General features: G+C 38.7%; 22 protein-coding genes. 12 read left to right on the forward strand and 10 right to left on the reverse strand.

Annotation, left to right across the window (positions count from 1 at the left end; genetic code table 11):
* Window positions 1-9 precede the first annotated feature (9 nt).
* A complete protein-coding gene (locus tag AC1PJ9_RS10195) occupies window positions 10-495 on the reverse strand; it encodes an Lrp/AsnC family transcriptional regulator (RefSeq protein WP_000357090.1) in 486 nt (161 codons plus the stop codon).
* 134 nt (window positions 496-629) lie between these two features.
* Here AC1PJ9_RS10195 and AC1PJ9_RS10200 point away from each other — a divergent pair, with 134 nt between their 5' ends.
* The 9 genes from AC1PJ9_RS10200 (at window position 630) to blp2 (ending at window position 13,391) form a co-directional block, all read left to right on the forward strand.
* Window positions 630-2,351: an alpha-keto acid decarboxylase family protein gene (locus AC1PJ9_RS10200; RefSeq protein ID WP_311069377.1), complete on the forward strand. Its 1,722-nt coding sequence runs from the start codon at window positions 630-632 to the stop codon at window positions 2,349-2,351.
* 139 nt (window positions 2,352-2,490) lie between these two features.
* On the forward strand, window positions 2,491-3,870 hold the full coding sequence (locus AC1PJ9_RS10205) for an amino acid permease (protein ID WP_311069376.1): 1,380 nt from the start codon (window positions 2,491-2,493) through the stop codon (window positions 3,868-3,870).
* 456 nt (window positions 3,871-4,326) lie between these two features.
* Window positions 4,327-5,358, forward strand: a complete 1,032-nt coding sequence (locus tag AC1PJ9_RS10210) for a substrate-binding domain-containing protein (protein ID WP_002052826.1) — start codon at window positions 4,327-4,329, stop codon at window positions 5,356-5,358.
* 100 nt (window positions 5,359-5,458) lie between these two features.
* The gene (gene pstC / locus AC1PJ9_RS10215; protein ID WP_002052700.1) at window positions 5,459-6,838 is read left to right on the forward strand and encodes a phosphate ABC transporter permease subunit PstC; all 1,380 of its coding nucleotides are present in this window, start codon (window positions 5,459-5,461) and stop codon (window positions 6,836-6,838) included.
* Window positions 6,835-8,232, forward strand: a complete 1,398-nt coding sequence (gene pstA, locus AC1PJ9_RS10220) for a phosphate ABC transporter permease PstA (protein ID WP_077169543.1) — start codon at window positions 6,835-6,837, stop codon at window positions 8,230-8,232. The genes pstC and pstA overlap by 4 nt, the downstream gene beginning before the upstream one ends.
* Window positions 8,233-8,245: 13 nt before the next feature.
* Complete coding sequence (gene pstB / locus AC1PJ9_RS10225; RefSeq protein ID WP_004700130.1) at window positions 8,246-9,148, forward strand: phosphate ABC transporter ATP-binding protein PstB; 903 nt, start codon at window positions 8,246-8,248, stop codon at window positions 9,146-9,148.
* A 147-nt stretch (window positions 9,149-9,295) separates the two neighbouring features.
* Window positions 9,296-10,258: a protease SohB gene (gene sohB, locus AC1PJ9_RS10230; protein WP_077169542.1), complete on the forward strand. Its 963-nt coding sequence runs from the start codon at window positions 9,296-9,298 to the stop codon at window positions 10,256-10,258.
* A gap of 134 nt (window positions 10,259-10,392) precedes the next feature.
* The gene (locus AC1PJ9_RS10235) at window positions 10,393-11,010 is read left to right on the forward strand and encodes a cytochrome b/b6 domain-containing protein (RefSeq protein ID WP_311086833.1); all 618 of its coding nucleotides are present in this window, start codon (window positions 10,393-10,395) and stop codon (window positions 11,008-11,010) included.
* Window positions 11,011-11,207: 197 nt separating this feature from the next.
* Window positions 11,208-13,391, forward strand: coding sequence for an Ig-like repeat protein Blp2 (gene blp2 / locus AC1PJ9_RS10240; protein ID WP_311086834.1), 2,184 nt, complete (start codon window positions 11,208-11,210; stop codon window positions 13,389-13,391).
* A gap of 47 nt (window positions 13,392-13,438) precedes the next feature.
* Here blp2 and AC1PJ9_RS10245 read toward each other — a convergent pair whose 3' ends face one another.
* The 9 genes from AC1PJ9_RS10245 to AC1PJ9_RS10285 form a co-directional block, all read right to left on the reverse strand.
* Window positions 13,439-14,080, reverse strand: coding sequence for a DUF2238 domain-containing protein (locus AC1PJ9_RS10245; RefSeq protein ID WP_311086835.1), 642 nt, complete (start codon window positions 14,078-14,080; stop codon window positions 13,439-13,441).
* An 83-nt stretch (window positions 14,081-14,163) separates the two neighbouring features.
* Window positions 14,164-15,552, reverse strand: a complete 1,389-nt coding sequence (gene purB / locus AC1PJ9_RS10250) for an adenylosuccinate lyase (RefSeq protein WP_311086836.1) — start codon at window positions 15,550-15,552, stop codon at window positions 14,164-14,166.
* A gap of 54 nt (window positions 15,553-15,606) precedes the next feature.
* Window positions 15,607-16,341, reverse strand: a complete 735-nt coding sequence (hflD, locus tag AC1PJ9_RS10255) for a high frequency lysogenization protein HflD (RefSeq protein ID WP_311086837.1) — start codon at window positions 16,339-16,341, stop codon at window positions 15,607-15,609.
* A gap of 13 nt (window positions 16,342-16,354) precedes the next feature.
* Complete coding sequence (gene mnmA / locus AC1PJ9_RS10260) at window positions 16,355-17,488, reverse strand: tRNA 2-thiouridine(34) synthase MnmA (protein WP_031981789.1); 1,134 nt, start codon at window positions 17,486-17,488, stop codon at window positions 16,355-16,357.
* Between the two features lie 4 nt (window positions 17,489-17,492).
* The gene (locus tag AC1PJ9_RS10265; protein WP_174743664.1) at window positions 17,493-17,981 is read right to left on the reverse strand and encodes an NUDIX hydrolase; all 489 of its coding nucleotides are present in this window, start codon (window positions 17,979-17,981) and stop codon (window positions 17,493-17,495) included.
* A gap of 120 nt (window positions 17,982-18,101) precedes the next feature.
* A complete protein-coding gene (locus tag AC1PJ9_RS10270; protein ID WP_004707665.1) occupies window positions 18,102-18,647 on the reverse strand; it encodes a gamma carbonic anhydrase family protein in 546 nt (181 codons plus the stop codon).
* A gap of 89 nt (window positions 18,648-18,736) precedes the next feature.
* A complete protein-coding gene (gene dacC / locus AC1PJ9_RS10275) occupies window positions 18,737-19,885 on the reverse strand; it encodes a D-alanyl-D-alanine carboxypeptidase PBP5/6 (protein ID WP_174722975.1) in 1,149 nt (382 codons plus the stop codon).
* Between the two features lie 126 nt (window positions 19,886-20,011).
* Window positions 20,012-20,434: an MCR_0457 family protein gene (locus tag AC1PJ9_RS10280; RefSeq protein WP_263614302.1), complete on the reverse strand. Its 423-nt coding sequence runs from the start codon at window positions 20,432-20,434 to the stop codon at window positions 20,012-20,014.
* Window positions 20,435-20,581: 147 nt separating this feature from the next.
* Window positions 20,582-20,953, reverse strand: coding sequence for an MCR_0457 family protein (locus AC1PJ9_RS10285; protein ID WP_263614301.1), 372 nt, complete (start codon window positions 20,951-20,953; stop codon window positions 20,582-20,584).
* A gap of 103 nt (window positions 20,954-21,056) precedes the next feature.
* Here AC1PJ9_RS10285 and surE point away from each other — a divergent pair, with 103 nt between their 5' ends.
* The 3 genes from surE (at window position 21,057) to AC1PJ9_RS10300 (ending at window position 23,809) form a co-directional block, all read left to right on the forward strand.
* Window positions 21,057-21,824: a 5'/3'-nucleotidase SurE gene (surE, locus tag AC1PJ9_RS10290; protein WP_174724179.1), complete on the forward strand. Its 768-nt coding sequence runs from the start codon at window positions 21,057-21,059 to the stop codon at window positions 21,822-21,824.
* A 114-nt stretch (window positions 21,825-21,938) separates the two neighbouring features.
* On the forward strand, window positions 21,939-22,778 hold the full coding sequence (locus tag AC1PJ9_RS10295) for a peptidoglycan DD-metalloendopeptidase family protein (protein ID WP_311086838.1): 840 nt from the start codon (window positions 21,939-21,941) through the stop codon (window positions 22,776-22,778).
* A gap of 101 nt (window positions 22,779-22,879) precedes the next feature.
* Window positions 22,880-23,809 carry a LysR family transcriptional regulator gene (locus AC1PJ9_RS10300; RefSeq protein WP_263614299.1) on the forward strand — a complete coding sequence of 310 codons (930 nt, stop codon included), beginning with the start codon at window positions 22,880-22,882 and terminating at the stop codon, window positions 23,807-23,809.
* The last annotated feature ends 21 nt before the right edge of the window (window positions 23,810-23,830 follow it).

Below are 23,830 nucleotides of genomic sequence, written 5' to 3' on the forward strand. Positions count from 1 at the left end.
TTCGCTTGCTTATTGGGAGTGATGATAGCTCATGCTTTTAGGTTTGATTAAAAAATGATTCTGTTCTTTAATTTTTTTAAGAACAATGTAAGACTTTATGTGTCCTATAAAATTATAAGAAAGCAATCTTTCAGTCACAAATTGGGAAAGCTGTTCTAAGTTTTCAGCAACAACTTTTAAAATAAAATCTGCATCGCCACTAATTGAAAACGCATCTTGAATGTTGTCTTCAGCTTCAATCAGCTCTTGAAAAGCTTGTTGTGATTTTGCCTCGTGTGTCCTTAAATTAATGTGAATCATTGCTGTAACTTCCAGCCCTAGCGCCTGTTGCTGAATGCGCGCCGTGTAACCGAGAATTACGCCTTTTTGCTCAAGCAATTGACGTCGTCTTGAACATTGTGAAGCAGATAAACCGATTAAATCTCCAATTTCCTGATTGGTGAGTCGTCCATTCTTTTGTAGTGCCTGAATGATTTGCCAGTCGAACTTATCCATTGCATAAAATCCTTTTATGATACACAAATCATGTATTTTTATTAAAATGCGTTTTCATTATGCACGAAATCTAAAAGATAGATGAAATATTATTTTTCTATGGAATAAAAATTGGTCTCAAAGGATATAGAGCAATGTTCATAGAAATTGGTGAATTTTTAAATCTTCGTCTAAAACAAATGGGTATCCAACATCTTTTTGGTGTACCTGGTGATTTTAACCTCTCATATCTAGAACAAGTTGAAGCAGACCCACAACTCGAATTTATTGGAAATTGTAATGAATTAAATGCTGCCTATGCAGCAGACGGTTATGCACGAATTAACGGTTTTTCTGCCTTGGCAACCACTTATGGTGTAGGTGACTTAAGTGCGATTAATGGTATTGCAGGTGCCTATGCAGAGAATGTACCTCTTATTCATATCTCAGGTATTCCACCTTTACATGCAGTTCAAAAGGGCACTCTCATACACCACACGCTTGTCGATGGTAACTACGACAATATTATGAACTGTATGAAAGAGTTTACAGTTGCCCAAACTCGTTTAACTCCAGCAAATGCAGCTTTTGAAATTGATCGTGTGTTACGTCAGTGTTTCCTTGAACGCCGTCCTGTACACATTCAACTACCAGGCGACATTACCCACGTTAAAATTGAAGTGTCTGAACGTCCGCTCGACTTAAGCTACCCAGCTGTTGAACCTGAATTATTACAAACTGTGGTAAAAAAACTTTGTGACATTATTGAGAATGCTCAAAGCCCAGCACTTCTTATTGATAATGAAGCTTCAGTTTTTGGTGTAACGTCGCTTTTAAATGATTTATCTCAAAAATGCTCAATTCCATTTGCAGGTATGAATACTGCAAAAAATATTATGGATGAGGGCTCACCTCGTTATATCGGCACTTATGTAGGTGGGGCAAGCCAACCGCATGTGAAAAATATCATTGAGCAATCTGACTGCCTAATTGGTATTGGTGCACGCTTTACCGATGTAGGCTCAGCTGTATTTACGCATCAAATTGAGACCAAGAACTACATCGAAATTAAATCTTATGGCTTAAATATTTTTGGTCAGGATTTTCCGGGTATTGAAATTGGACAATTACTTGTCGAGCTAAATAAAAAAGTTGCGCCACGTAAATCTTCAACACCTCTTCTTGAAAAACAACCTCAGAAAGTAGTTGAAGCTCCAGCTCAACAGAAGCTTAGCCAAGATGTGCTTTGGAACTACATTTCAGGGTTCTTAAAAGAAGATGATGTGATTATTGGTGAAGTCGGGACATCAAACTCTGCTTTGTCGGGTATCAAGCTTCCAGCGACAGCTAAATATATTGCTCAGCCGCTTTGGGGCTCTATTGGTTATACCTTGCCGGCTTTGCTTGGTAGTTTGTTAGCTGCTCCTGAACGCCGTCAAATTTTATTTATTGGCGATGGTTCTTTCCAGCTTACGGTACAAGAGCTTTCTACAATTATCCGTCACGGTTTAAAACCAATTATTTTCTTGCTGAACAATGGCGGTTACACCATTGAGCGCTTAATTATGGGTGAAACCGCTGCCTATAACGATGTACAAAACTGGAAATACACTGAAATTCCAGCGGTATTTAACGGTAAAAAGGGTCATACAACTTATGTAGTTGAAACCGCTGGGCAGCTAAAGAGCGTTTTAGACAACGTTCAGCAAAATGACCAGTTAACTTTTATTGAATTAAAACTACCAGCAATGGATGCGCCAGTAAGTTTGAAAAAATTTGCTTCTGTGATTGCACGTTTTGACTACGGCGATCGTGGCTACGAAATTTTAAAGGAGCGTTCCCAGCCAGTTAAATGTAAGGATGCAAGCTCGTTTTAAATAGAAGACAGGACAAGGCTTCTCAAAATTAAATGGACTCATATTAAAGCAACTTATGTCCGAAGGTCGGTTTCTGACCTTCGGATATGGTGCTGAATAAAGGTGTACAGGAAGTGACACCAACATTGGAGATAATGTTATGGATGCAAACAATAAGCACGAGTTAAAACAAGGCTTATCCAATCGGCATATTCAACTCATCGCACTCGGAGGAGCGATCGGAACAGGGTTATTCTTAGGTCTTTCTCAAACAATTAAATTGGCTGGTCCTTCAATTTTATTAGGATATGCAATTGCAGGGGTGATTGCCTTTTTAATTATGCGTCATTTGGGCGAAATGGTTGTTGAAGAACCGGTAAGTGGTTCTTTTAGTTATTTTGCGAACAAGTATTGGGGCAAAATGGCTGGTTTTATGTCAGGCTGGAACTATTGGGTGCTGTATGTGCTGGTGAGCATGGCCGAACTGAGTGCAATTGGTACTTTTATACAGTTTTGGTGGCCTGAAATTCCGACATGGATGACTGCATTATTTTTCTTTATTTTAATTAACGGCATTAACTTGGTAAATGTCCGCTTTTTTGGGGAATCCGAGTTCTTATTTTCGTGCATTAAAATTGTTGCCATTTTAAGCATGATTGGCTTTGGTGCTTATCTATTATTTTCAGGTTCAGCAGGTCCACAAGCTGGTGTTGCAAATTTATGGCAACACGGTGGTTTCTTCCCGCATGGTATTCATGGCTTTATTATGGCTTTGGCTGTGATTATGTTCGCATTTGGTGGCTTAGAGCTTATCGGTATCGCGGCGGCAGAAACCAAGAAACCAGAAACAACAATTCCAAAAGCAGTGAACCAGATTGTGTACCGCATCCTGATTTTTTATATTGGTGCAATTGGTATTCTTTTATGCCTTTACCCTTGGAATATGGTGGCAGAAGGCGGTAGCCCATTTGTCATGATTTTCCAGTCACTCAATAGTAATGGCGTAGCAAATGTTCTGAACTTTGTGGTCTTAATTGCTGCTATTTCGGTTTATAACAGTTGTATTTATTGTAATAGCCGTATGTTGCATGGTTTGGCAGAGCAGGGTAATGCTCCGGCAATTTTGAAAAAAGTAAACAGCCGTGGTATTCCGGTTCCAGCAGCAGTTGTTTCTGCCTCAATCACAGCAGTCTGTGTGGTGGTGAACTATTTAATCCCTGGTCAAGCTTTTCAGCTCTTTATGATGTTGGTTGTGGCTGCACTTGTTATTAACTGGCTTATGATTTCAGTCACGCATTTGAAATTTACCAAAGCAATGAAATTACAACGTCGCCAAACTAAGTTCCAAAGCATTATGAGTCCATGGAGTAATTATTTAACCATTAGCTTTGTATGTTTCATTCTTATAATTATGGCGATGACGCCAGATATGAGACTGGCTGTAATTTTAGGACCTATTTGGTTAGCGGCTTTAGCTATCATGTATTTCTTGAAGTACCGCAAAAAAATGGTCCCAATGCCAGAAATACAATCAAACTAATATGCTAAATTGACAGTGATATTGCGGTTATCTGACAAAGAGCAGGTAACCGTTTATCTTTTTGTCATAATATTTTCATGTTAGAACGAAATAATTTTTTAAAAATAAATATGACATGTAAAAATTTGAGAAATGTGTCAATAAATTAACTTTGTAATATCAATTTATTAAATTCTTTAAGCTTTTATAATTTAAGAATAATTGTAATTTTATCAATTTGGGTGATTGTCATATTTAATATAAAATTGAGGTAACACAACCCTTATAAAATAAGATTAAATGATTGATATAAAATAGATTTAGAAATGTGACAATGAACATTATAAAAATCATGAAAGCGTCATAATACTGTAACTTATTTGTCATATTTTCTATTCACAATGCAGCTATCGAAGAGCGTACAAGCACTCAACAAAAAGTGACGTACAACCTATTGCATTAATGAGAGAGAACAGAATGCGCTTAAATCCACGTCAAATCGCAATTGCGTTAGCAGTAACTGGGGCCGCTGTAACAACGACTGCAAATGCAGCTCGTGATACGATTCAAATTGCTGGTTCTTCAACTGTATTACCGTTTGCCAGCGTTGTAGCTGAAGAGTTTGGTAATACATTCCCTCAATTTAAAACTCCTGTTGTAGGTTCTGGTGGTTCTTCTGCTGGTTTAAAACAATTCTGTCAAGGCGTTGGTGACAACACGATCGACGTTGCAAACGCTTCTCGTAAAATTAAAACTACAGAAATTGAAGCTTGTAACAAAGCTGGCGTAAAGCAAATTCAAGAAATCAAAATCGGTTATGACGGTATCGTATTTGCGTCTAGCTCACACAAAGCAGCTTATAAATTAAAACCTTATCATGTGTTTGCTGCTTTAGCTGCACAGTTACCTTCAAAAGGTAAATTGGTTCCAAACCCTTATACAAACTGGAACCAAATTGACAAATCACTTCCTAACGAACCTATTACGCTTGTAATTCCTGCGTCTAACCACGGTACGCGTGAAGTTTTCCAAGAAAAAATGGTTGATGCTGGTTGTGAATCATACGAATACTTCAAAAACCTAGATAAAGATGCTCAGAAGAAAGCATGTTCGACTTTCCGTAAAGACGGCCGTGTAATTGAAATTGCTGGCGACTATACAGAAACTCTAGCTCGCTTAAAAACTTCTCCAAGTGCAGTAGGTGTATTTGGTTTAAGTTTCTATGACATGAACCGTGACAAGTTACGTGTAGCATCAGTAAACAACGTACTTCCTTCTGAGAAAACTGTGTTAAATGGTACATACCCTGTATCTCGCCCATTATTCTTCTATGTAAAAGGCGAACACTTAAAATCAGTTAAAGGTTTACCACAGTATGTAGAATACTTCCTAAGCAAAAAAGCGACTGGTAAAGGTTCTAAAGCTGAGCGTGACGGTTTAATCGCGATGTCTGATGCAGAACGCGCTAAAGTCTTAGCTGACTTTAAAGCAGGTAAAACTGTTAAATAAATTGTTTTGAATAGGGGCTGGTGATCCCAAGTGATCATCAGCCTTTTTGTCTAACACGTTTTTCCCAAATTATGACAATTGAGAAAACAGTGGAGAATACATGAATCTGCTACTTATCGGTGTGTTGTTAGCCCTTGTGGCAATTGCATATCAACTTGGGCTGAGAAAAAGCCGTAACCTAGCAGGTAAGGGAAGCAACTCGGCGACATTACATTCTCGTCCTGGCTATTATGGCGCACTGGTTGGACTTTGGTGCGGTATCCCTGCTTTTTTAATTTTGATGATTTGGAACTTAGTTGAACCAAATATTTTAAATCATATTATCTTTAATAATGTTCCAGCTTCTGTGTCAGCTTCTCTTGATGAAGCAGCAAGAAGTGTACTTGTTGATCGAGTTCAAGCGATTGCTTCTGGTTTTGGGGTAAGTGATCATCCAGCTGCTTATGAGTTGGCTGCTGCTCAGCAATATGCAAAATTTCAAACTATTGGCTCTTTTGCCAAATTTGCCGTTGTTGTATGTGCTGCATTATTGGGTTTAGTCTGGGCAAAGAAAAAAATCAGCCAAGAATATCGTGCACGTAACCAAGTTGAACGTGCCATTAATGTTGGTTTGATCTTGTGTTCTGGTGTAGCAATTTTGACCACAATCGGCATCGTAATGTCGATGTTTGGTGAAGCAATGCGCTTCTTCCATTTTGTAAGTCCAATTGACTTTTTCTTTGGTACAGAATGGAACCCTGGCTTTAGTACTTCAGGCAACGCTGAAGGTAGTTATGGGTTACTACCATTGCTATGGGGTACGCTCATGGTTAGTGGTATTGCTTTATTGGTTGCTGTACCTGTTGGCTTAATGATTGCGATTTATTTAGCTGAATATGCTTCACCATGGTTACGCTCATGGGCAAAACCGACAATTGAAGTCTTAGCTGGTATTCCAACAATTGTTTATGGTGTATTTGCCATGATGATTATTGGTCCATTCTTTAAAGCTGTGGGTGCTCATATTGGTATCGAAATTAACGCAACCAGTGCACTGACTGCTGGTTTCGTAATGGGAATCATGATTATCCCATTCGTTTCATCTTTATCTGATGACATTATTACTCAAGTTCCTCGTGCACTTCGTGATGGTTCACTCGGACTTGGCGCAACCAAATCAGAAACAATTCGCCAAGTGGTTTTACCAGCAGCATTACCGGGTATTACTGGGGCATTTTTATTGGCTGTATCGCGTGCCGTGGGGGAAACCATGATTGTGGTTTTGGCAGCGGGGAACAGTCCACTTCTACATGCAAATCCGTTTGAAGCTGTTTCGACAGTGACTGTAACCATCGTAAAACAGTTAACTGGCGATACCGATTTTGCAAGCCCACAGGCCTTGGTGGCATTTGCACTGGGTTTAACACTCTTTGTAATCACCTTGGGATTAAACATTGTTGCACTGTACATTGTGCGTAAATACCGTGAGCAATACGAATGAGTACATCAAATACATCGTCTCCTATGGATCAGAACGTATTTGATCCACAAGCTGCTGCTCAAGCACGTGATCGCCGTAAAAAAGTGATTGAAAAGTCATTGGCTAAACGTCATCGCAAAGAAAAAGCTTTCCGTTTTGCTGGTTTATCGGCAGTTGTTATTGGTCTTGCATTCGTAGCGCTATTGTTTGGTAGTATTTTGGCAAAAGGTTTACCTGCTTTTTGGCAAACCAGTATGAATGTACCAGTTTACTTCGATCCTAAAGTGATTGATGCTGGTCCATTGCCAGCACGTACTCAAGGTGAAACACCTGCGCATTACCAAGAACGTTATGTAGCTTGGCAAACAAAAATGGGTATGGTGGATTGGGATAGCCTGATCGTAAATGGTATGGTCGCTAAAGATCCTTCACTTGAGTCACAACGTGATTCTTTACGTAGCCTTTACGCAAGCTCTGAAGCTTATCGTTTGCGTGACATGGTATTTGCTGACCCATCGCTGATTGGTAAAAAAGAGAACCTTACTTTCTTGGGTGATGCTAACGTAGATGTATGGTTAAAAGGCAACATTGACCGCTCATTACCAGATGACCAGCAACAGCTTGATCCGGAAATCCGTAAGCTTGCAGATGATTTGAAAGCAAAAGGTATCCTCGAAAATACGTTTAATACCAACTTATTTAAAAATCCGGACTCTCGTAGTTCACCAGCAATTAGTGGTCTTGCAGGTGCATTCATGGGCTCGTTATTTATGATGCTGATTGTGATCATTATTTCGATTCCAATTGGTGTGGCGAGTGCTATTTATCTGGAAGAGTTTGCTCCAAAGAATGTCCTTACAGACATTATTGAAGTTAACATTAATAACCTTGCAGCTGTTCCTTCAATTGTGTTCGGTTTACTTGGTGCAGCCATTTTCATTGGTTGGATGCATTTACCATTGTCGGCTCCATTTGTCGGTGGTTTGGTATTAAGTTTAATGACATTACCAACAGTCATTATTACAACCCGTGCGTCTTTAAAAGCTGTTCCACCATCAATTCGACAAGCTGCACTTGGTTTAGGTGCTTCTAAAGTACAAACCGTTTTCCATCATGTTTTACCTTTGGCGATGCCGGGCATCATGACAGGTTCAATTATTGGTGTGGCACATGCGCTTGGTGAAACTGCGCCGTTACTTTTAATCGGAATGAGTGCATTCGTTGCAAGTATTCCAACCACTCCATTTGATCAAGCAACAGCTTTACCTGTTCAAGTTTACTTATGGCAGGGTAATGAGTTGCGTAACTTCTTCGAAGGCCGTACTGCTGCTGCGATTATCGTACTTCTTGCATTAATGATTGGTTTAAACAGCCTTGCAATTTGGTTACGTAAAAAGTTCGAAGTGCGTTGGTAATAGAGGATAAATAATGAATACTATTGATATTACGAATTCCTTAGAAAAGGATAAGTTAGTGAATACTGAACAATCTCAATTTACAGATAAGCCGCTGAATCATGGCACTTCATATGTTTCGCATTTTGAACCGCAAACTTCAAAAAAGCAGAACTCAACTGAAATCAAAATTAGTGCACAAGATGCCCATGTTTATTATGGCGACTTTGAAGCGATCAAAGGCATTGATTTAGATATCTACCAAAATGAAGTGATTGCATTCATTGGACCATCAGGTTGTGGTAAATCAACTTTCCTACGTACTTTAAACCGTATGAATGACACGATTGATGGCTGCCGTGTAACAGGTAAGATCACTTTAGATAATAAAAATATCTATGATCCAAATCTGGACGTTGTATTGCTACGTGCTCAGGTGGGTATGGTATTCCAAAAGCCAAACCCGTTTCCTAAGTCTATTTTTGATAACGTTGCATATGGACCAAAGCTACATGGTTTAGCACGTGACAAATATGACCTAGAAGAAATTGTTGAAAATAGCTTGCGTAAAGCGGGCTTATGGGAAGAAGTGAAAGACCGTTTGAATCAGCCGGGTACAGGCTTATCTGGTGGTCAGCAACAACGTTTATGTATTGCACGTACGATTGCGGTAAGTCCTGAAGTCATTTTGATGGATGAACCATGTTCTGCACTTGACCCAATTGCAACAGCAAAAGTGGAAGAGCTTATTTCAGAACTTTCTGATCAATATACGATTGTGATTGTAACGCACTCAATGCAACAAGCAGCACGTGTTTCAGACCGTACAGCTTACTTCCATTTAGGTGATTTGATCGAAGTAAACTCTACAGAAAAAGTATTTACGCAACCTGACCATCAATTGACAGAAGCGTACATTACTGGCCGTTTCGGTTAATTTCTAGCTGTAAAAGAAAAAGAGCCTTGTGCTCTTTTTTTTATTTAATAAATGAAAATGAATCTATTTTGCAAAATCGCTATTGAATTTTAATCAAAAGAACCACATCTTAAGGCTATAAAGACAAACTTATGAGCATAGAATTTTATGTTATTCCATTTGCCTAAACTCCCTGCGGAAATACGTGTTAGTCATTTAAATGCACGTGTAAATGAACAGAGAAAAAAAATTGCACAAACGACAGCAAGCCGTTTAGAGCTTTTACAATTGGCTCAACAACTTGCAAAAGAAGCTAAAATCCGCCGTAAGAACAATCAGAAGATTTTTGTTTTAGATTTTAAAGGTGACATTCAAGCATCTGCGGTTGAAAACCTTCGTGAAGAAATCACACTTATTTTAGCTACAGCTAAAGCTGGACGTGACCGCGTAGTGGTACGTCTTGAAAGTCCGGGTGGTATGGTTCATGGTTATGGACTGGCAGCAGCTCAGTTAGTTCGTTTGCGTGATGCAGGTTTTCATTTAACGATCTGTGTCGACAAAGTCGCTGCAAGTGGTGGTTATATGATGGCTTGTATTGCAAATGAAATTATTTCTGCACCATTTGCTGTTGTTGGTTCGATTGGTGTCGTTGCTCAGGTTCCAAATTTCAATCGTCTTTTAAAAGAGCATAACGTTGACTTCGAACTTTACACAGCAGGGCAATATAAGCGTACTGTGACTATGTTCGGTGAAAATACACCTGAAGGTAAGGCGAAGTTTGAAGAAGAGCTACAACAAACACATATCTTGTTTAAGCACTTTGTAGAGAAGTATCGTCCACAGCTTAATGTAGACAAAGTTGCTACAGGTGAGCATTGGTATGGACAAGATGCACTTGATTTAAACCTTGTAGATAAACTAGAAACTTCTGATGAGTATCTATTAGCGTTGTTACCTCAGCATGATGTCTATGTGATTAATACACGTAAAAAGGCAACTTTGGGTGAAAAGTTAGGTCTACAAGCGGCTCAAATGGCGGATAGTTTGATTCCAGCGGTAATGAATAAAGTTGCAGATACATTGGCAAAAGCGAATTCAACTTTGGTGCAAATGCGCGATACGAAATTTTAATTAAAATATTTTTTAACGAAAGAGTACCTTTATAGGTGCTCTTTTTTATGGGAGCCATTAAACCAATTTGATTAATATTTGTTTAAGTTTCAATTGCCAAAGTTGTGGTTATTTTTAAATTTTTGAGTTTTGTGATGTCAAAAACTTTATCTCATATTGATATTCTTATAAGAATCTTGCACATCATTATTATGGTTGCGTTTGTTGGTGCTTATTTTACAGGAGATAGTGAGGACTTACATCAGGTGCATATGATGTTTGGTTATATCCTCCTGATGAGTATTACCACACGGGTTATCTGGCATTTTTTAAGTCCACGTATTTCAAATACTGCGCCATTTGGCATAAAGAAGCGGAGCAGTATGGTATTCAACGCAATTAAAAAGCCGTTTAGTCATGCAAATTCAGTAAGTATTTTTTCGAAAAATTCAATTCAATTATTCAGTATTGGGCTATTTCAAGCTTCGATTGTATTTATTTTCATACTCATTCCTGTTGTTGTAGCACTTGGATACGGAACAGAGCACTTTACTTATTCTTTGAGAGACTTACATTCATTTTTCGCAAACTTATTTTTAGCTTTGGTTATATTGCATCTTTCAACGCTTATTTTAAATAGCATTCTTGCTAAACGCTTTCAGGGCTGGACTATGCTTAAAATGACATGGGAAGATAAAAAAATAACTAAATTTATGACATTGTTGGTGTTCGTTCTTGTCGGAGCTTTTAGCTTTGTTTATTTAAGAATGTAATATATAAGGTGCATATAAATCCTGTTTGAAGTTATATTTTTTAATGAGAATTCAAAAAATATTGTTGATAAATATACTTATTGAATTGTGATAGATAAGTGATTTTGATATTTTAGGCAACAATAAAATAGCTTTTAGATGTTTCATTTAAAAAGTTACACATTTAAAAATATAACTGAAATTCAGGATAGGAAATAATGACAAGAATAATTGTGGCATCCAAAGAGGGTTTGGACGTTCTGCAAGATGGTCAGCTCAATAAAGTAATTTTAAACCAGCCTACTATTATTCAAATTGGTGTAAGTCAAAAAGATATTGCATCGATGGAAAAACAGGGTGGACGCCTAGTCATCCATTTAAAAAATGGAGAGACCATTGTCTTAGAAAATTTCTTTAATGAAGCAACGAATACAACAGAGCATTCACTTGTTTTTCCAACAGAACAAGGGAAGTTTGTTGAAGCACAATTTGATGCCCAAGGCAAAGTGATCGATTATAAAGGCTTAAATCACATTACAGATTTGGGCTATGCTAGTAGGAGTTCAACAGCTGCAACTATGGCTGTTGATGGTGATCCAAGTTTTTCAATAGGTAATGTACTCAAAGCTGGTCTAGCAGTTCTAGCTGTTGAAGGATTATATCTTTGGGCTTTTAAGAAAGATGATAAGGATGACTCAGCAAGTGCACCTGATTTAATCGCGCCTGCTGCTCCTACCGCTACGCTTGCTGATGATACCGTGACAGTGACTGGTAAAACTGAAGCAAATGCAAAAATCTATCTTAAAGATGCTGCAGGCAATACAGTCACATCGGGTGTTGCAGATGCAAGTGGTAACTACACGATTAAATTAGATAAGCCTCTAGTGAATGGGGACAAATTAAATGTTATTGCCCAAGATGCGGCTGGAAATAGCTCTAAAGCGACTGTTGTAACAGGTACAAAAGATACAATACCTCCAGATACTCCACAGGCCCAATTAAGCGATGATGGTTCATTATTGACTGGTAAAGCAGAGGCAAATGCAAAAATTACAGTTTATGATGCCACTGGCAAAGTACTAGGTTCTGTTTTTGCAAATAAAGATGGTATTTATTCTTTAAAACTTACTCCGCCATTAACTGGTGAGGCGGGCGGTAAAGTTATTGCTGAAGATGCTGCTGGTAATAAATCTGAAGAAGTTAAAATTATTGCAGGTAAAGACACCGTGCCACCAGCTTCTCCTTTTGTTGAAGTCAACAAAGAAGGATCGGTAATACATGGTAAAACTGAAGCCAATGCAAAAGTTCAAATCAAAGATGCCGATGGCAATGTCATTGGATCTGGCATGGCGGATGCCCAAGGTGACTTTCAAATTACGCTTTCACCTGCTTTAAAAGATTCTCAAAAAGGCACCGTAGTTGTTGAAGATGCAGCCGGTAATACGTCTAAGTCTGTCGAAATTAAGCCAGGTTTTGACTCGATTGCACCGGATAAACCAACGGCTCAAATTAATGCAGATGGTACTTCAGTAACTGGTACAGCGGAAGCCAATGCCAAAATTGAAATTAAAGATGCAACTGGTAAAGTGATTGGTACTGGAACAGCAGATGCGAATGGAAAATTTACCATTACTATTTCGCCAGCATTGACTGATAACAACCATGGTGCTGTTTCTGCGATTGATAGCGCAGGAAATAGATCTGAAAATCTGGATATTGTGGGTACAAAAGATACTATACCTCCGACCAAACCTATCTTAAATAGTGTAGAAGATGATGTAGGTGACATCAAAGGTGCTATCGCGGCAGGTTCGGAAACTGATGATGCTAGGCCAAAACTTACGGGTTCAGGTGAAGCAAATGCGACACTTACGATTTATGATAATGGTGTTGCAATTGGGGTGGTGACTGTAACGGCTGGTAGATCTTGGTCATTTACTTTTGATAAAGACTTAACTCTTGGTAAGCACAGCATTACTTTAACCCAAACCGATGCAGCAGGGCTGACCAGTGAAGCAAGCTCTCCATTTACTTTTTATGTGGTTGCACCGAAGGTCGCGAGTCTGGCCGATGCTTCAGTCAATACTTTAAGTACAGAAGCACCATCTTTGGCAGATAGTGTTGGGTTACATACTTTAAAGGTTGCGCAAACTACGACAACTGAGCCGACTAGTCAGCAGAAAACTGTTCCTGTAGATGATTTGCTAAAAAGCTCTTCTTTAAACGAATCAGATCCTGTCTCAAAACTTCTATCATCGACAGCATTAAAAACGGCTCAGACTCCTGAGCAAAATGATGTAAATACTTCAATTGATCAGACAACAAATCTTGATCATCTTTTGCCAAATACGACTTCTTCACCGTTGCAAAATATTTTAGAGCAAACTTATCCGGTTGTTTAACAGGCCATTTGATAAAAAATAAAAAGCGCTTAAAGAGCGCTTTTTATTTACGGTTTATTGTCTAATTTGGGTGATGTTATCAAGGCGAAAAGCCCATAGAGGATTGCGCCAATTGTGGCGAGTAACATGTCTTTATGAGCATCCCACATATCACCTTGTTGCCCATTATAGTTTTCCGCTTGTTCAGGTGATAACCCAATTGCGATTGCCCATTCAATTAGTTCATAAAAGACACTTGATGCCATCACGAATTGGACTACAAGTAAGAATAAAGAAAAAGGACGTGCAGTGGGTAACCATACTTGGAATACACGATAAATAAGAGGGTAGAGCAAAACACCATAGGCAAGATGAACTAAACGATCATACATATTACGAGACCAGCCCATATATTGATCTAGGTTGAAATGGAACACCTGTTGTATCCAGTCATTGTATGGAACGTATGAGTAGAGATAGTGAGCGCCAATAATATGGATTAATAAAAAAAGTAGATAAAAAGTAAAAGTTAAGAAATTGAGTCCAATTTTTTTGAAAATAATAAAAAGCAGAATCACCATAAAAACAGTGCCAGCTTGATGAAGTAAATAAGCCTCAAACTCAAGTGGTTGAATACCTGAAATGATAATGGCAATAAAAAGCAGACCAAGCGCAATATAGTGTTTAACTTTGAATTCTTTTTCGATCATTTTATAAATAAGTCTTTATTCTGATTTATATGAGTGTAATAAAAAAGCGAAGCCTAAGCTTCGCTTTTATCAAATTTTTTTAATTAGATTTTGCTAATTAAATCGTTAATTTGTTTTGCTTGTTCAGCTGCGTTACCTGTGTAAGTTGCAGGTGTAAGCTCAGCTAAACGAGCACGCTCTTCGCTTGGTACTTGAGCAAGTTCATTACCATTTACGAAGTCAACCATCATGTCACGAGTCATTGCTTGACCACGAGTTAAAGCTTTTAACTTCTCGTATGGTTTTTCAACGTTATAACGACGCATAACTGTTTGAATTGGTTCTGCAAGAACTTCTTGAGCTTGGTCAAGGTCTTCATTTAAGCGGTTTGCATTGAGTTCAAGTTTACCAATACCTTTTAAGCAAGCATCAAAAGCAATTAAGCTTTGAGCAAAACCAACACCCATGTTACGAAGTACAGTTGAGTCAGTTAAGTCACGCTGCCAGCGAGAAATTGGTAATTTTTCGCCTAAGTGAGCCAGCACTGCATTTGCAATGCCTAAGTTACCTTCAGAGTTTTCAAAGTCAATTGGGTTTACTTTGTGTGGCATAGTTGAAGAACCAACTTCACCTTCTTTAAGTTTTTGTTTGAAGTAACCTAAAGAGATATAACCCCATACGTCACGGTTAAAGTCGATCAAAATTGTATTGTAACGACGTAACGCATCAAACAACTCAGCCATGTAGTCATGTGGCTCAATTTGAGTTGTGTATGGGTTAAATGTTAAACCTAAAGATTCAACAAAAGCTTGTGAGTGCGCTGGCCAATCAACATCTGGGTAAGCAGAAAGGTGAGCATTGTAGTTACCTACTGCACCATTGATTTTGCCGAGTAACTCAACATTTTCAAATTGCTTGATTTGGCGAGCTAAACGATATGCAACGTTCGCCATTTCTTTACCCAAAGTTGTTGGGCTAGCAGTTTGACCATGTGTACGAGACAACATCGGTTGTTCAGCATGAGTCGTTGCTAAAGCAGAAATTGCATTTAAAATTTGCTTCATGCTTGATACTAAAACTTCACGACCGTTTTTAAGCATAAGCGCATGAGACAAGTTATTGATGTCTTCTGATGTACAAGCGAAGTGAATGAACTCACCCGCATTTTGTAATTCAGCAATACCAGCAATTTTCTCTTTCAAGAAATATTCAACTGCTTTTACGTCATGGTTAGTTGTACGTTCAATTTCTTTAATGCGATTCGCATCTGCTTCAGAGAAGTTGCTTACGATTGCATCTAGAGCTGCATTTGTTTCAGCTGAGAAAGGAGCAACTTCAATAATTTCTGGACGATTAGAAAGCGCTTGTAACCAACGCACTTCTACAGTGACACGAGCATGAATTAAACCAAACTCAGAAAGAAAAGGGCGTAGCGCATCACATTTGCTGGCATAACGTCCATCTAATGGTGATAGTGCGGTTAAAGCGTTCATAACGATTCCTTAATGCTGGAATAAACATAAAACAAAAATAATCTCGTTACAGACTTAGATAACTTGGTACTGTAAGCGAGCAAGTGCTTGAATATCCTGTAGCAATTTACGTTTGCTAAAAATCATGTTCCATGAACTACCGCCGAGTTGTCGCCATAAATGAGCCATTTGTAGCCCTGTAAACAGACAAGCACGAATACGGTTGGTATGGTTGGTATCTTTAAATGCCTCAGCATTACCACGAACTAAAATACGTGGATTAATTTGCCCGGCAGTATCAACATAGGTTTGAGCCAAATTGGCTAAAATACTTGGGTGTAAATAGTTATTATCAAAAAAAGAAAGCTGTTTTAAAATCTTCTGCTGGGCTTTTTCAATAACCGCCACATATTCAGGATTGCTATAGACCTTTTTTTCTAATTGCAAAAGTGACATTGCGTAAGACATAGGAAGCTTTGCACTACGCATTTTAGGCAAACGAGACTTAGGCGCATTGGTAAAAGGCTGGGTAATACAATTTTCGAGTGTTTTAAGACCTAACGAAATATCAGCCAGTTGATTAAAAAAATCTAATGTCTGAACGGTATTATTGTTTGTTGTCGGGCGAATATTTAAACTCGCCTTTATTAATAACTCAAAATAGAAGTTACCACTTTCACCAATACTTTGCTGACCTGTCATAGCAGTCATATGTGTAAGCTGGGTCGCTTGGAATACCCCAGCTAAAGCAAGGGCACGGTTTTGGCGAACATTCAAGGCTTGTGATTGTTGAAAGGGTAACTCCACCATGCCACTCATTCCCTTAAATAAAATTTGGTGTAGGGGCATTTGTATGGTGAATCACACCCCCGCCTAGGCAAACTTCATCTGAATAAAATACAACACTTTGACCCGGTGTAACTGCGCGTTGAGGTTCATCAAACTCAACACGAATACCGTGTTCACTATTTTCATCAATAAACACTGTGCAAGCCTGATCAGGCTGGCGATAACGTGTTTTAGCGGTACAACGTAATCCTTCAGCTGGAATATGTTGTTCACCTGCTACCCAGTCAATGGACTCACTCCAAAGCTGTGTACTTTGCATCAGTGGGTGTTCATGTCCTTGGCCTACAACTAAACGGTTATTGGCAACGTCTTTATGAAGTACAAACCATGCACCTTCTGCTGCACCTTTCATACCGCCTAGACCAATACCACCACGCTGACCGAGCGTATAGTACATCAGACCGTGATGTTCACCAACTTCTTTACCGTTATCCAATACAATTTTACCTGGTTGAGCGGGTAAATATTGTTTAAGGAAGTCATTAAAACGGCGTTCACCGATAAAACATATACCAGTTGAATCTTTTTTCTTCGCCGTTGCTAAGTCCAGTTCTTCGGCAATTCTACGAACTTCTGGTTTTTCAATTTCGCCTACAGGGAACAGGGTTTTATTAATTTCACGACCATGTACTGCATGTAAAAAATAGGTTTGGTCTTTGTTATTATCTAAACCACGTAATAAAGGTGCATATGCTTCACCTTTAGAGTTATAAGCAGTTTCAGCACGACGAGCATAGTGTCCTGTTGCAATAAAATCTGCACCTAAAGTCATAGCATGGTCTAAAAATGCACGAAACTTAATTTCTTTATTACACAAGATATCTGGGTTTGGGGTACGACCCGCTGCATATTCAGCCAAGAAGTGTTCGAATACACGATCCCAATATTCCATAGCAAAGTTTGCAGTATGGAGTTTAATACCGATTTTATCTGCTACTGCTTGAGCATCGGCTAAATCTTCCATTGCTGTACAGTATTCCGTGCCATCATCTTCCTCCCAGTTTTTCATGAAAAGACCTTCAACTTGATAACCCTGTTGAAGTAAGAGTGCCGCAGAAACAGATGAATCTACGCCACCAGACATACCGACGATGACACGTTGTTGCATAGGACTAGGCATCCAAATGAGAAGTTAATGAGGGAGAGAAAGGGTGCTCATAAATAAGAGCTAAAGGATAATGGTGGCCTTTTATAGCATCTTCAATGGCTTTAATAACTAAAGGACTACGAGCACGGGCAGATTCTTGAAGCTCATCTAGAGTCATCCAGACAGCAGAAACAATACCTGTATCAAGTTTAGGGTCGCTTTCGACGTGAGTGACATGTGCTAAAAAGCAGAAGCGATAGTAAGTACGGTCCGGAAACATGGGTGGGGTATATGTATAAATACCAAGTAAGGCATCTATCTCAACATGATGACCCGTTTCTTCAAGAGTTTCACGAATAGCAGCTTCTGTTAGCGTTTCACCACATTCCACATGACCAGCAGGTTGATTAAACACAGTGTGTACAAAACCTTCGCTATGTTCTTCGACAAAAAGATAGCGTCCATCTTTTTCTACGACTGTAGCGACAGTGACATGAGGAGTCCATGCGGCCATAAAAAAGCACCATGAATTTAAAAGTCGTATGATACGAAATTTAGGGGTTTTTGGCTACGGTGATCTTACAAACGATAGAGCACTCTAAAAACTCTATCGTTTGAAAAAACTGAGTACGATTTAATTTGTTTGGTTATCTTTATGGTTATTTTGCACTTTTACATAATGTCTTGCTGAATAAGGTAAAAATGCCAATTCTTTTTCAGTTAGAGGACGTACTTGCTGTACTGGACTTCCAACGTAGAGATAACCACTTTTTAAGACTTTACGAGGTGGAACTAAACTGCCCGCACCAATCATTACATCATCTTCAATAACGACATCATCTAAAATGACGGTATTAATTCCGACTAGTACGCGGTTGCCAATCGTACAGCCATGTAAAGTAACATGATGACCTACTGTCACATCTTCACCAATAATAAGAGGTGAACCATTGGGTTTCGCATCATTTTTATGGCTCACATGTAACATACAGTGGTCTTGTACATTACTGTTTTTACCAATTTGAATGCTATTTACATCTCCGCGAATGACTGCAAAAGGCCAAACCGAAACATTTTCGGCCAATTTAACATCACCAACAACCACTGACATTTCATCAATGTAACAGCTTGGATCAATTTGTGGATGATGATCTAAATAAGGACGGATGTTTTTTGTCATGAGAAGCATCAAAATAAAATTTAATCGAATTATAAAATAAAAAAGCACTCAAGCTAATAGCATGAGTGCTTAATCCAACTACTCTAAACTTAGAATAAGTTGCTGAAGAATTGTTTGATATGGTCAATCATACGTGCGAAGAAACTTGCTTCTTCAACTGGTTTTAATGCAACAAGAGGTTTTTCAGCAATGACTTTGCCATCTAAACTTGCAACAAGTTTACCCACCACTTGGCCTTTTTGTAGAGGTGCATTAAGGTTTGGTTGTACAACTAATTGAGTCTTAATACCGCCAGCTTTGCCTTTAGGCATAGTAACGTTAAAGTTCTCTGCTAAACCAATTTGAACTTCATTTTCTTTACCGAACCATACTTTCGCTTTTGCAAGAACTTGGTTTGCAGGTTGAACATTTGCAGTTTCAAAGTTTGCAAAGCCCCAAGACAACAATGAGCGAGTTTGATTAGCACGTTCATTAACGCTGTCGGTACCAAAAATAACTGAGATTAAACGCATTGGACCACGTTTACTCGAAGTCGTTAAGCAGTAACCAGCTTCATCTGTATGGCCTGTTTTTAAACCATCAACACTTGGGTCAGTGTAAAGTAAAGCATTACGGTTACCTTGTTTGATACCGTTAAATGTAAATTCTTTCTCAGAGTAAATCGGATAGTATCTTGAGCTATCTTTAATAATATGCTGAGCTAAAACTGCCATATCTTTTGCAGTTGAATAATGACCTTCAGCAGGTAAGCCTGTAGAGTTCATAAATTGGGTATTCGTCATACCAATACGTTTTGCTTCCTGATTCATCAGGTGAGCAAAAGTACCTTCATTTCCGGCAATGTGTTCAGCCATTGCTTTTGATGCATCATTACCAGACTGAATGATAATACCTCGAAGCATTTCTAAAACAGTAGCTGTGCCATTTAATGGTACATACATACATGATTCAGCGCTGCTTCCTTTACACCAAGCTGATTCGTTCATACGAACCTTTTCGTTCTCGGTAAGTTCACCTTTTAATAATTTTTGTTCAATGATGTAGCTTGTCATCATTTTAGTCATAGAAGCAGGAGCAAGCTTTTCATTTTCATTTTTAGAAGCGAGAATTTGTCCTGTCTCGTAATCCATTAATACATAAGACTTATTATTTAATTCTGGCGGAGCTGATAAGACAGTTGCTGCATAAGAAAAACTTGGTAAGAGGAGGAGTGCAGCAATAGCGCTTTTTCGAGTCATTCTAGGTAATTCCAATATCTTGTGTGAAGCAGAAGAGCCTAGCATTTTAGGACAAAGCAAAGCCGACTTCTATGGGGGAAGTCGGCTTTTTCAAACAGTATTGTAACTAGAGAGTTTTTAACTAATTTAGTTTTGCGATTGATAAGCTTTTACGTCTTGACAAACTAACGTATTTTGCTCGTTACCAGCAGCTTTTGCATCATTACGTGCTTCTTTTAAGACTTTCTTGAAACTTTTGTCTTTAGTACGTTTTTCTAAAGCGGCAACTGGATCTGCTTCATTTGGTAAATAGTCTTTAACAAGACGCTCATAACCTTGAGCAAATTCTGCATCTTTTTTGCCAATCAAACTTGGGCAAATTTCAGAAAGTACTTGAATTGCTGCTAATTCTTCCGGTGTAGTACCTTTGGTCGGTGTAACTTCAACAACATTTTCATTTTCAGTTTTCTTTTCAGCTGTTTTTTTCTTGTCAGCAGCATAACCCACTGTTGCCATTGTCATGAGTAAAACAACAGAAAGAGATTGAACTAAGCTTTTTTTCATAAACATGGATAACCTGAAACAAAAATTTGAAATATGCCGATAGCTTAAACAATTTAAACGCTAAAAAAATGGAAAAAATGTATTGTTATGTAGGTTTTCTGCTTTACATAAACAGAAAACCCTCCAAAGAAAAGCGTATTGAGCGAATTAAGCTTAGTCTTTGTAATTTACAACTTCTTCACAAAGTTCATGTTGCTCATGATGATCCATTTCTTTTGCAGCTTGGCGAGCTTCATTTAATAAAGTTTTATACTCTGCATCATTTTGCAGTGCAGAGAAGGTAATTGCTTTATTGGAATAACCGCCGAGGTACATCGCAATAATCTTTTTAGTATTGGTTTCAAGATTTTTATTTGCACCAACAAAAGTAGGGCAAATTTCTTGTAAAACTTGAGTAGATGCAATGTCATCTTTAATTAAGCTGTCAGCTTCTTGTGTCGAGATACCCTCATCAGCAAAAACCGTTTGCGTACACAATGTGATACTGATCCCCAATACTTGAAAAAAAGGAGCGAAAGTTTTCATTTTTTCACAATTTTATAATGCTATGGAGTCATAAATATATATAATTCAACAAATAATTCAATTGAGAAAAACCTTCGGGTTTATTTGTCGAGAAAGATTTTTTGTGAATATTCTAATTGCGAACGATGACGGTGTATTTGCACCAGGTATACAAGCTTTAGCTGAAGCGTTAAAACCACTAGGCCGTGTTGTTGTGGTTGCTCCGGAAAGTGAAAGAAGTGGTTTTTCGAGTGCGTTAACACTCGATCGTCCTTTACGCCCTATTCAAATTGCTGAAGATGTATGGGCAGTCAATGGAACACCAGCCGATTGCGTCTATTTATCTATGAATGGATTATTCGATTTCGAATTTGACTTGGTGGTGAGTGGAATCAACAGTGGCGCAAACTTAGGTGATGACGTTCTGTACTCAGGAACAGTCGGCGCTGCCTTTGAAGGACGCTTAATGAAACAGCCAGCAATTGCGGTTTCTTTGGCTGGGTCAGATGTACGTTCATACAACCATAAAGATGATTATGCTCAAGCAGCCAAGTGGGTACATGACTTTATTGCCAAAGGTTTACCTGCGCTACCACCGAGACATATTTTTAATATTAATATTCCGGATGTGCCACAGCTTAAAGGGACTCAAATTACCTATCAAGGCCGCCGTGCTCAGTCTAAACCAATCACAAGTCATGTCGACCCAAGAGGAAGACAGGTTTACTGGATTGGTCTAGCAGGTGAAGCGGTTACGGACCCACAGCGTATTGCCAGCCAAGTTCAGTCTGACTTTTTTGCGGTTGCAAACGGTTTTGTAAGCGTAACCCCAATTCAGATGGATGCAACAAACTATGCGGTTTTAGAAGATTTGCAGGCAAGTCTGGGCTAATAATCTGGGCCAAATGTTATAACTTTGTGAATAAAGAAAAAGAGGAACATGTTTCCTCTTACTTTTTTGGTACTCTTAGCCGAAATGATTTGTAGCATTTAGTGAGGGAGATCGATGCATTTAACTGGGCAACAAAGCAGATCGCATATTCAAAGAGACAATATAATGAAAATTATGATGTTGTCTGTAGCTGTAGGTTTCACTGTTGCAATGGCAGGGTGTGCCTCTAAACCACAAATTAATAATAGTTCTCGCTATTCAATGGCTCCTAACTATTACACCGTCCGTTCAGGTGATACTTTAAGTGGTATTGCAATGCGTTATGGTTTGGATTATCTCAGTGTTGCAGAGATGAATGATATTGCTCCGCCATATCGTATTTATGTCAATCAATCACTACGATTGAAGAAATCTTCTTCACCAAAAACCGTGTCGACACAAGTCATGGCGCAACAAGAACCAATTAAGCGTCAAACCATTGCATTACCGACAACCACAACAACCCCAGCAAAAACGACGGTGACTACACCACCAAGAACGGTTGCACCAACCACCAATACTACAGTGGGTGTCTCTGTTCCAAGTTCAAGCTTGCGTTGGGTGAAACCAAATAGTGGTCCAGTGATCCAAGGATTTAATTTGGCGAATAATGTCAAAGGAATTCGTTACGGTGGTAACCAAGGTGACCCGATTTATGCTGCGGCTGATGGTCAAGTTGTATACGCAGCCGATGGTTTAAAAGAATATGGTAATCTCGTTTTGATTAAACATATTGATGGCTATATCAGTGCGTATGCCCACAATAGCAAGATGATGGTGAAGAGTGGAGATAATGTAACCGCGGGCCAAAAGATTGCTGAGATGGGGTCTTCAGGGGCTTCTCGTGTCATGCTTGAGTTCCAAATTCGCCTTGATGGTAAACCAATCAATCCAGCAAATCTTTTACCAAATTAGCTAATGCAATAAATACAGGTTTCCTCGTATAATGCAATTGGTTGCTTTCATTACAACAATAAGCATTTTTTATAAATTTAGAATTAGATTTGAGGAAACCTATGTTAGATCAGCTTCGTGCGATGGGTGTTTTTGCTTGTGTGGTTGAAAAAAGTTCATTTAGTGGTGCGGCACGTGAATTAGGCATTACAACAAGTGCTGTAAGTCAGCAAATACGTTCTCTTGAAAATGAAATGGATGTAATTTTATTACACCGTTCTACTCGAAAACTTAGTTTGACAGAGGCTGGACAGGCTTTTTTCTCAAGTTGCCAAGAAATGTTGGCAGCAGCAGAAAGAGGTAAAATCAGAATCAATGAATTGCGAGATGATTTGATTGGTGATTTGCGTATAGCAACTACACCTGATTTAGCAGTTCAGCACATTATTCCTGCGTTATCTCACTGGATGTCTGCCCATCGTGGTTTATCTGTTCATTTTGAAGTGGGGCATCGTTATATCGACCTAATTGAAGAGCGAATTGATATTGCAGTGCGTATGAGTTCTACACCAGTAGAAGAGAGTAGTACTGTCGTTCCTATGGCTTTTGTTGATCAGATTTTGGTAGCCTCTCCCAGCTATCTCAATCAATCAAGCCCGATTTTGCATCCGAATGATTTAAACAACCATGAATTGCTTTCTATCAATGCAATGAATGAATCACGCAGTTTTAGTTTTCAACATGCTAAAACCGGTGAAAAATTACATATAGAGATGGTAAGCCGTTTGCAAAGTAATAATTTGCAAGTTGCTAAAGCCTTATGTCAGCAGGGACATGGCATTGCCAGAATCTTATATTTAGATGCTCAAAAAGAACTTAAGGCTGGTTCTTTAATTGAAATCCTTCCAGATTGGAAACTCCCAGCTTTCACTTTATATGCAGAGATCGCAAAACACGATCAACAGCCAATGAAGATTCAGCGTTGTGTTGAAGCGCTTAAACAATATTTTAGTCAGTTGGCAGGCGGAAGAGCCATGCAAATTGTTCGCTAATTTGATCTTATTCATAAAAAA

It is taken from the genome of Acinetobacter sp. 70_2 (assembly GCF_056736115.1).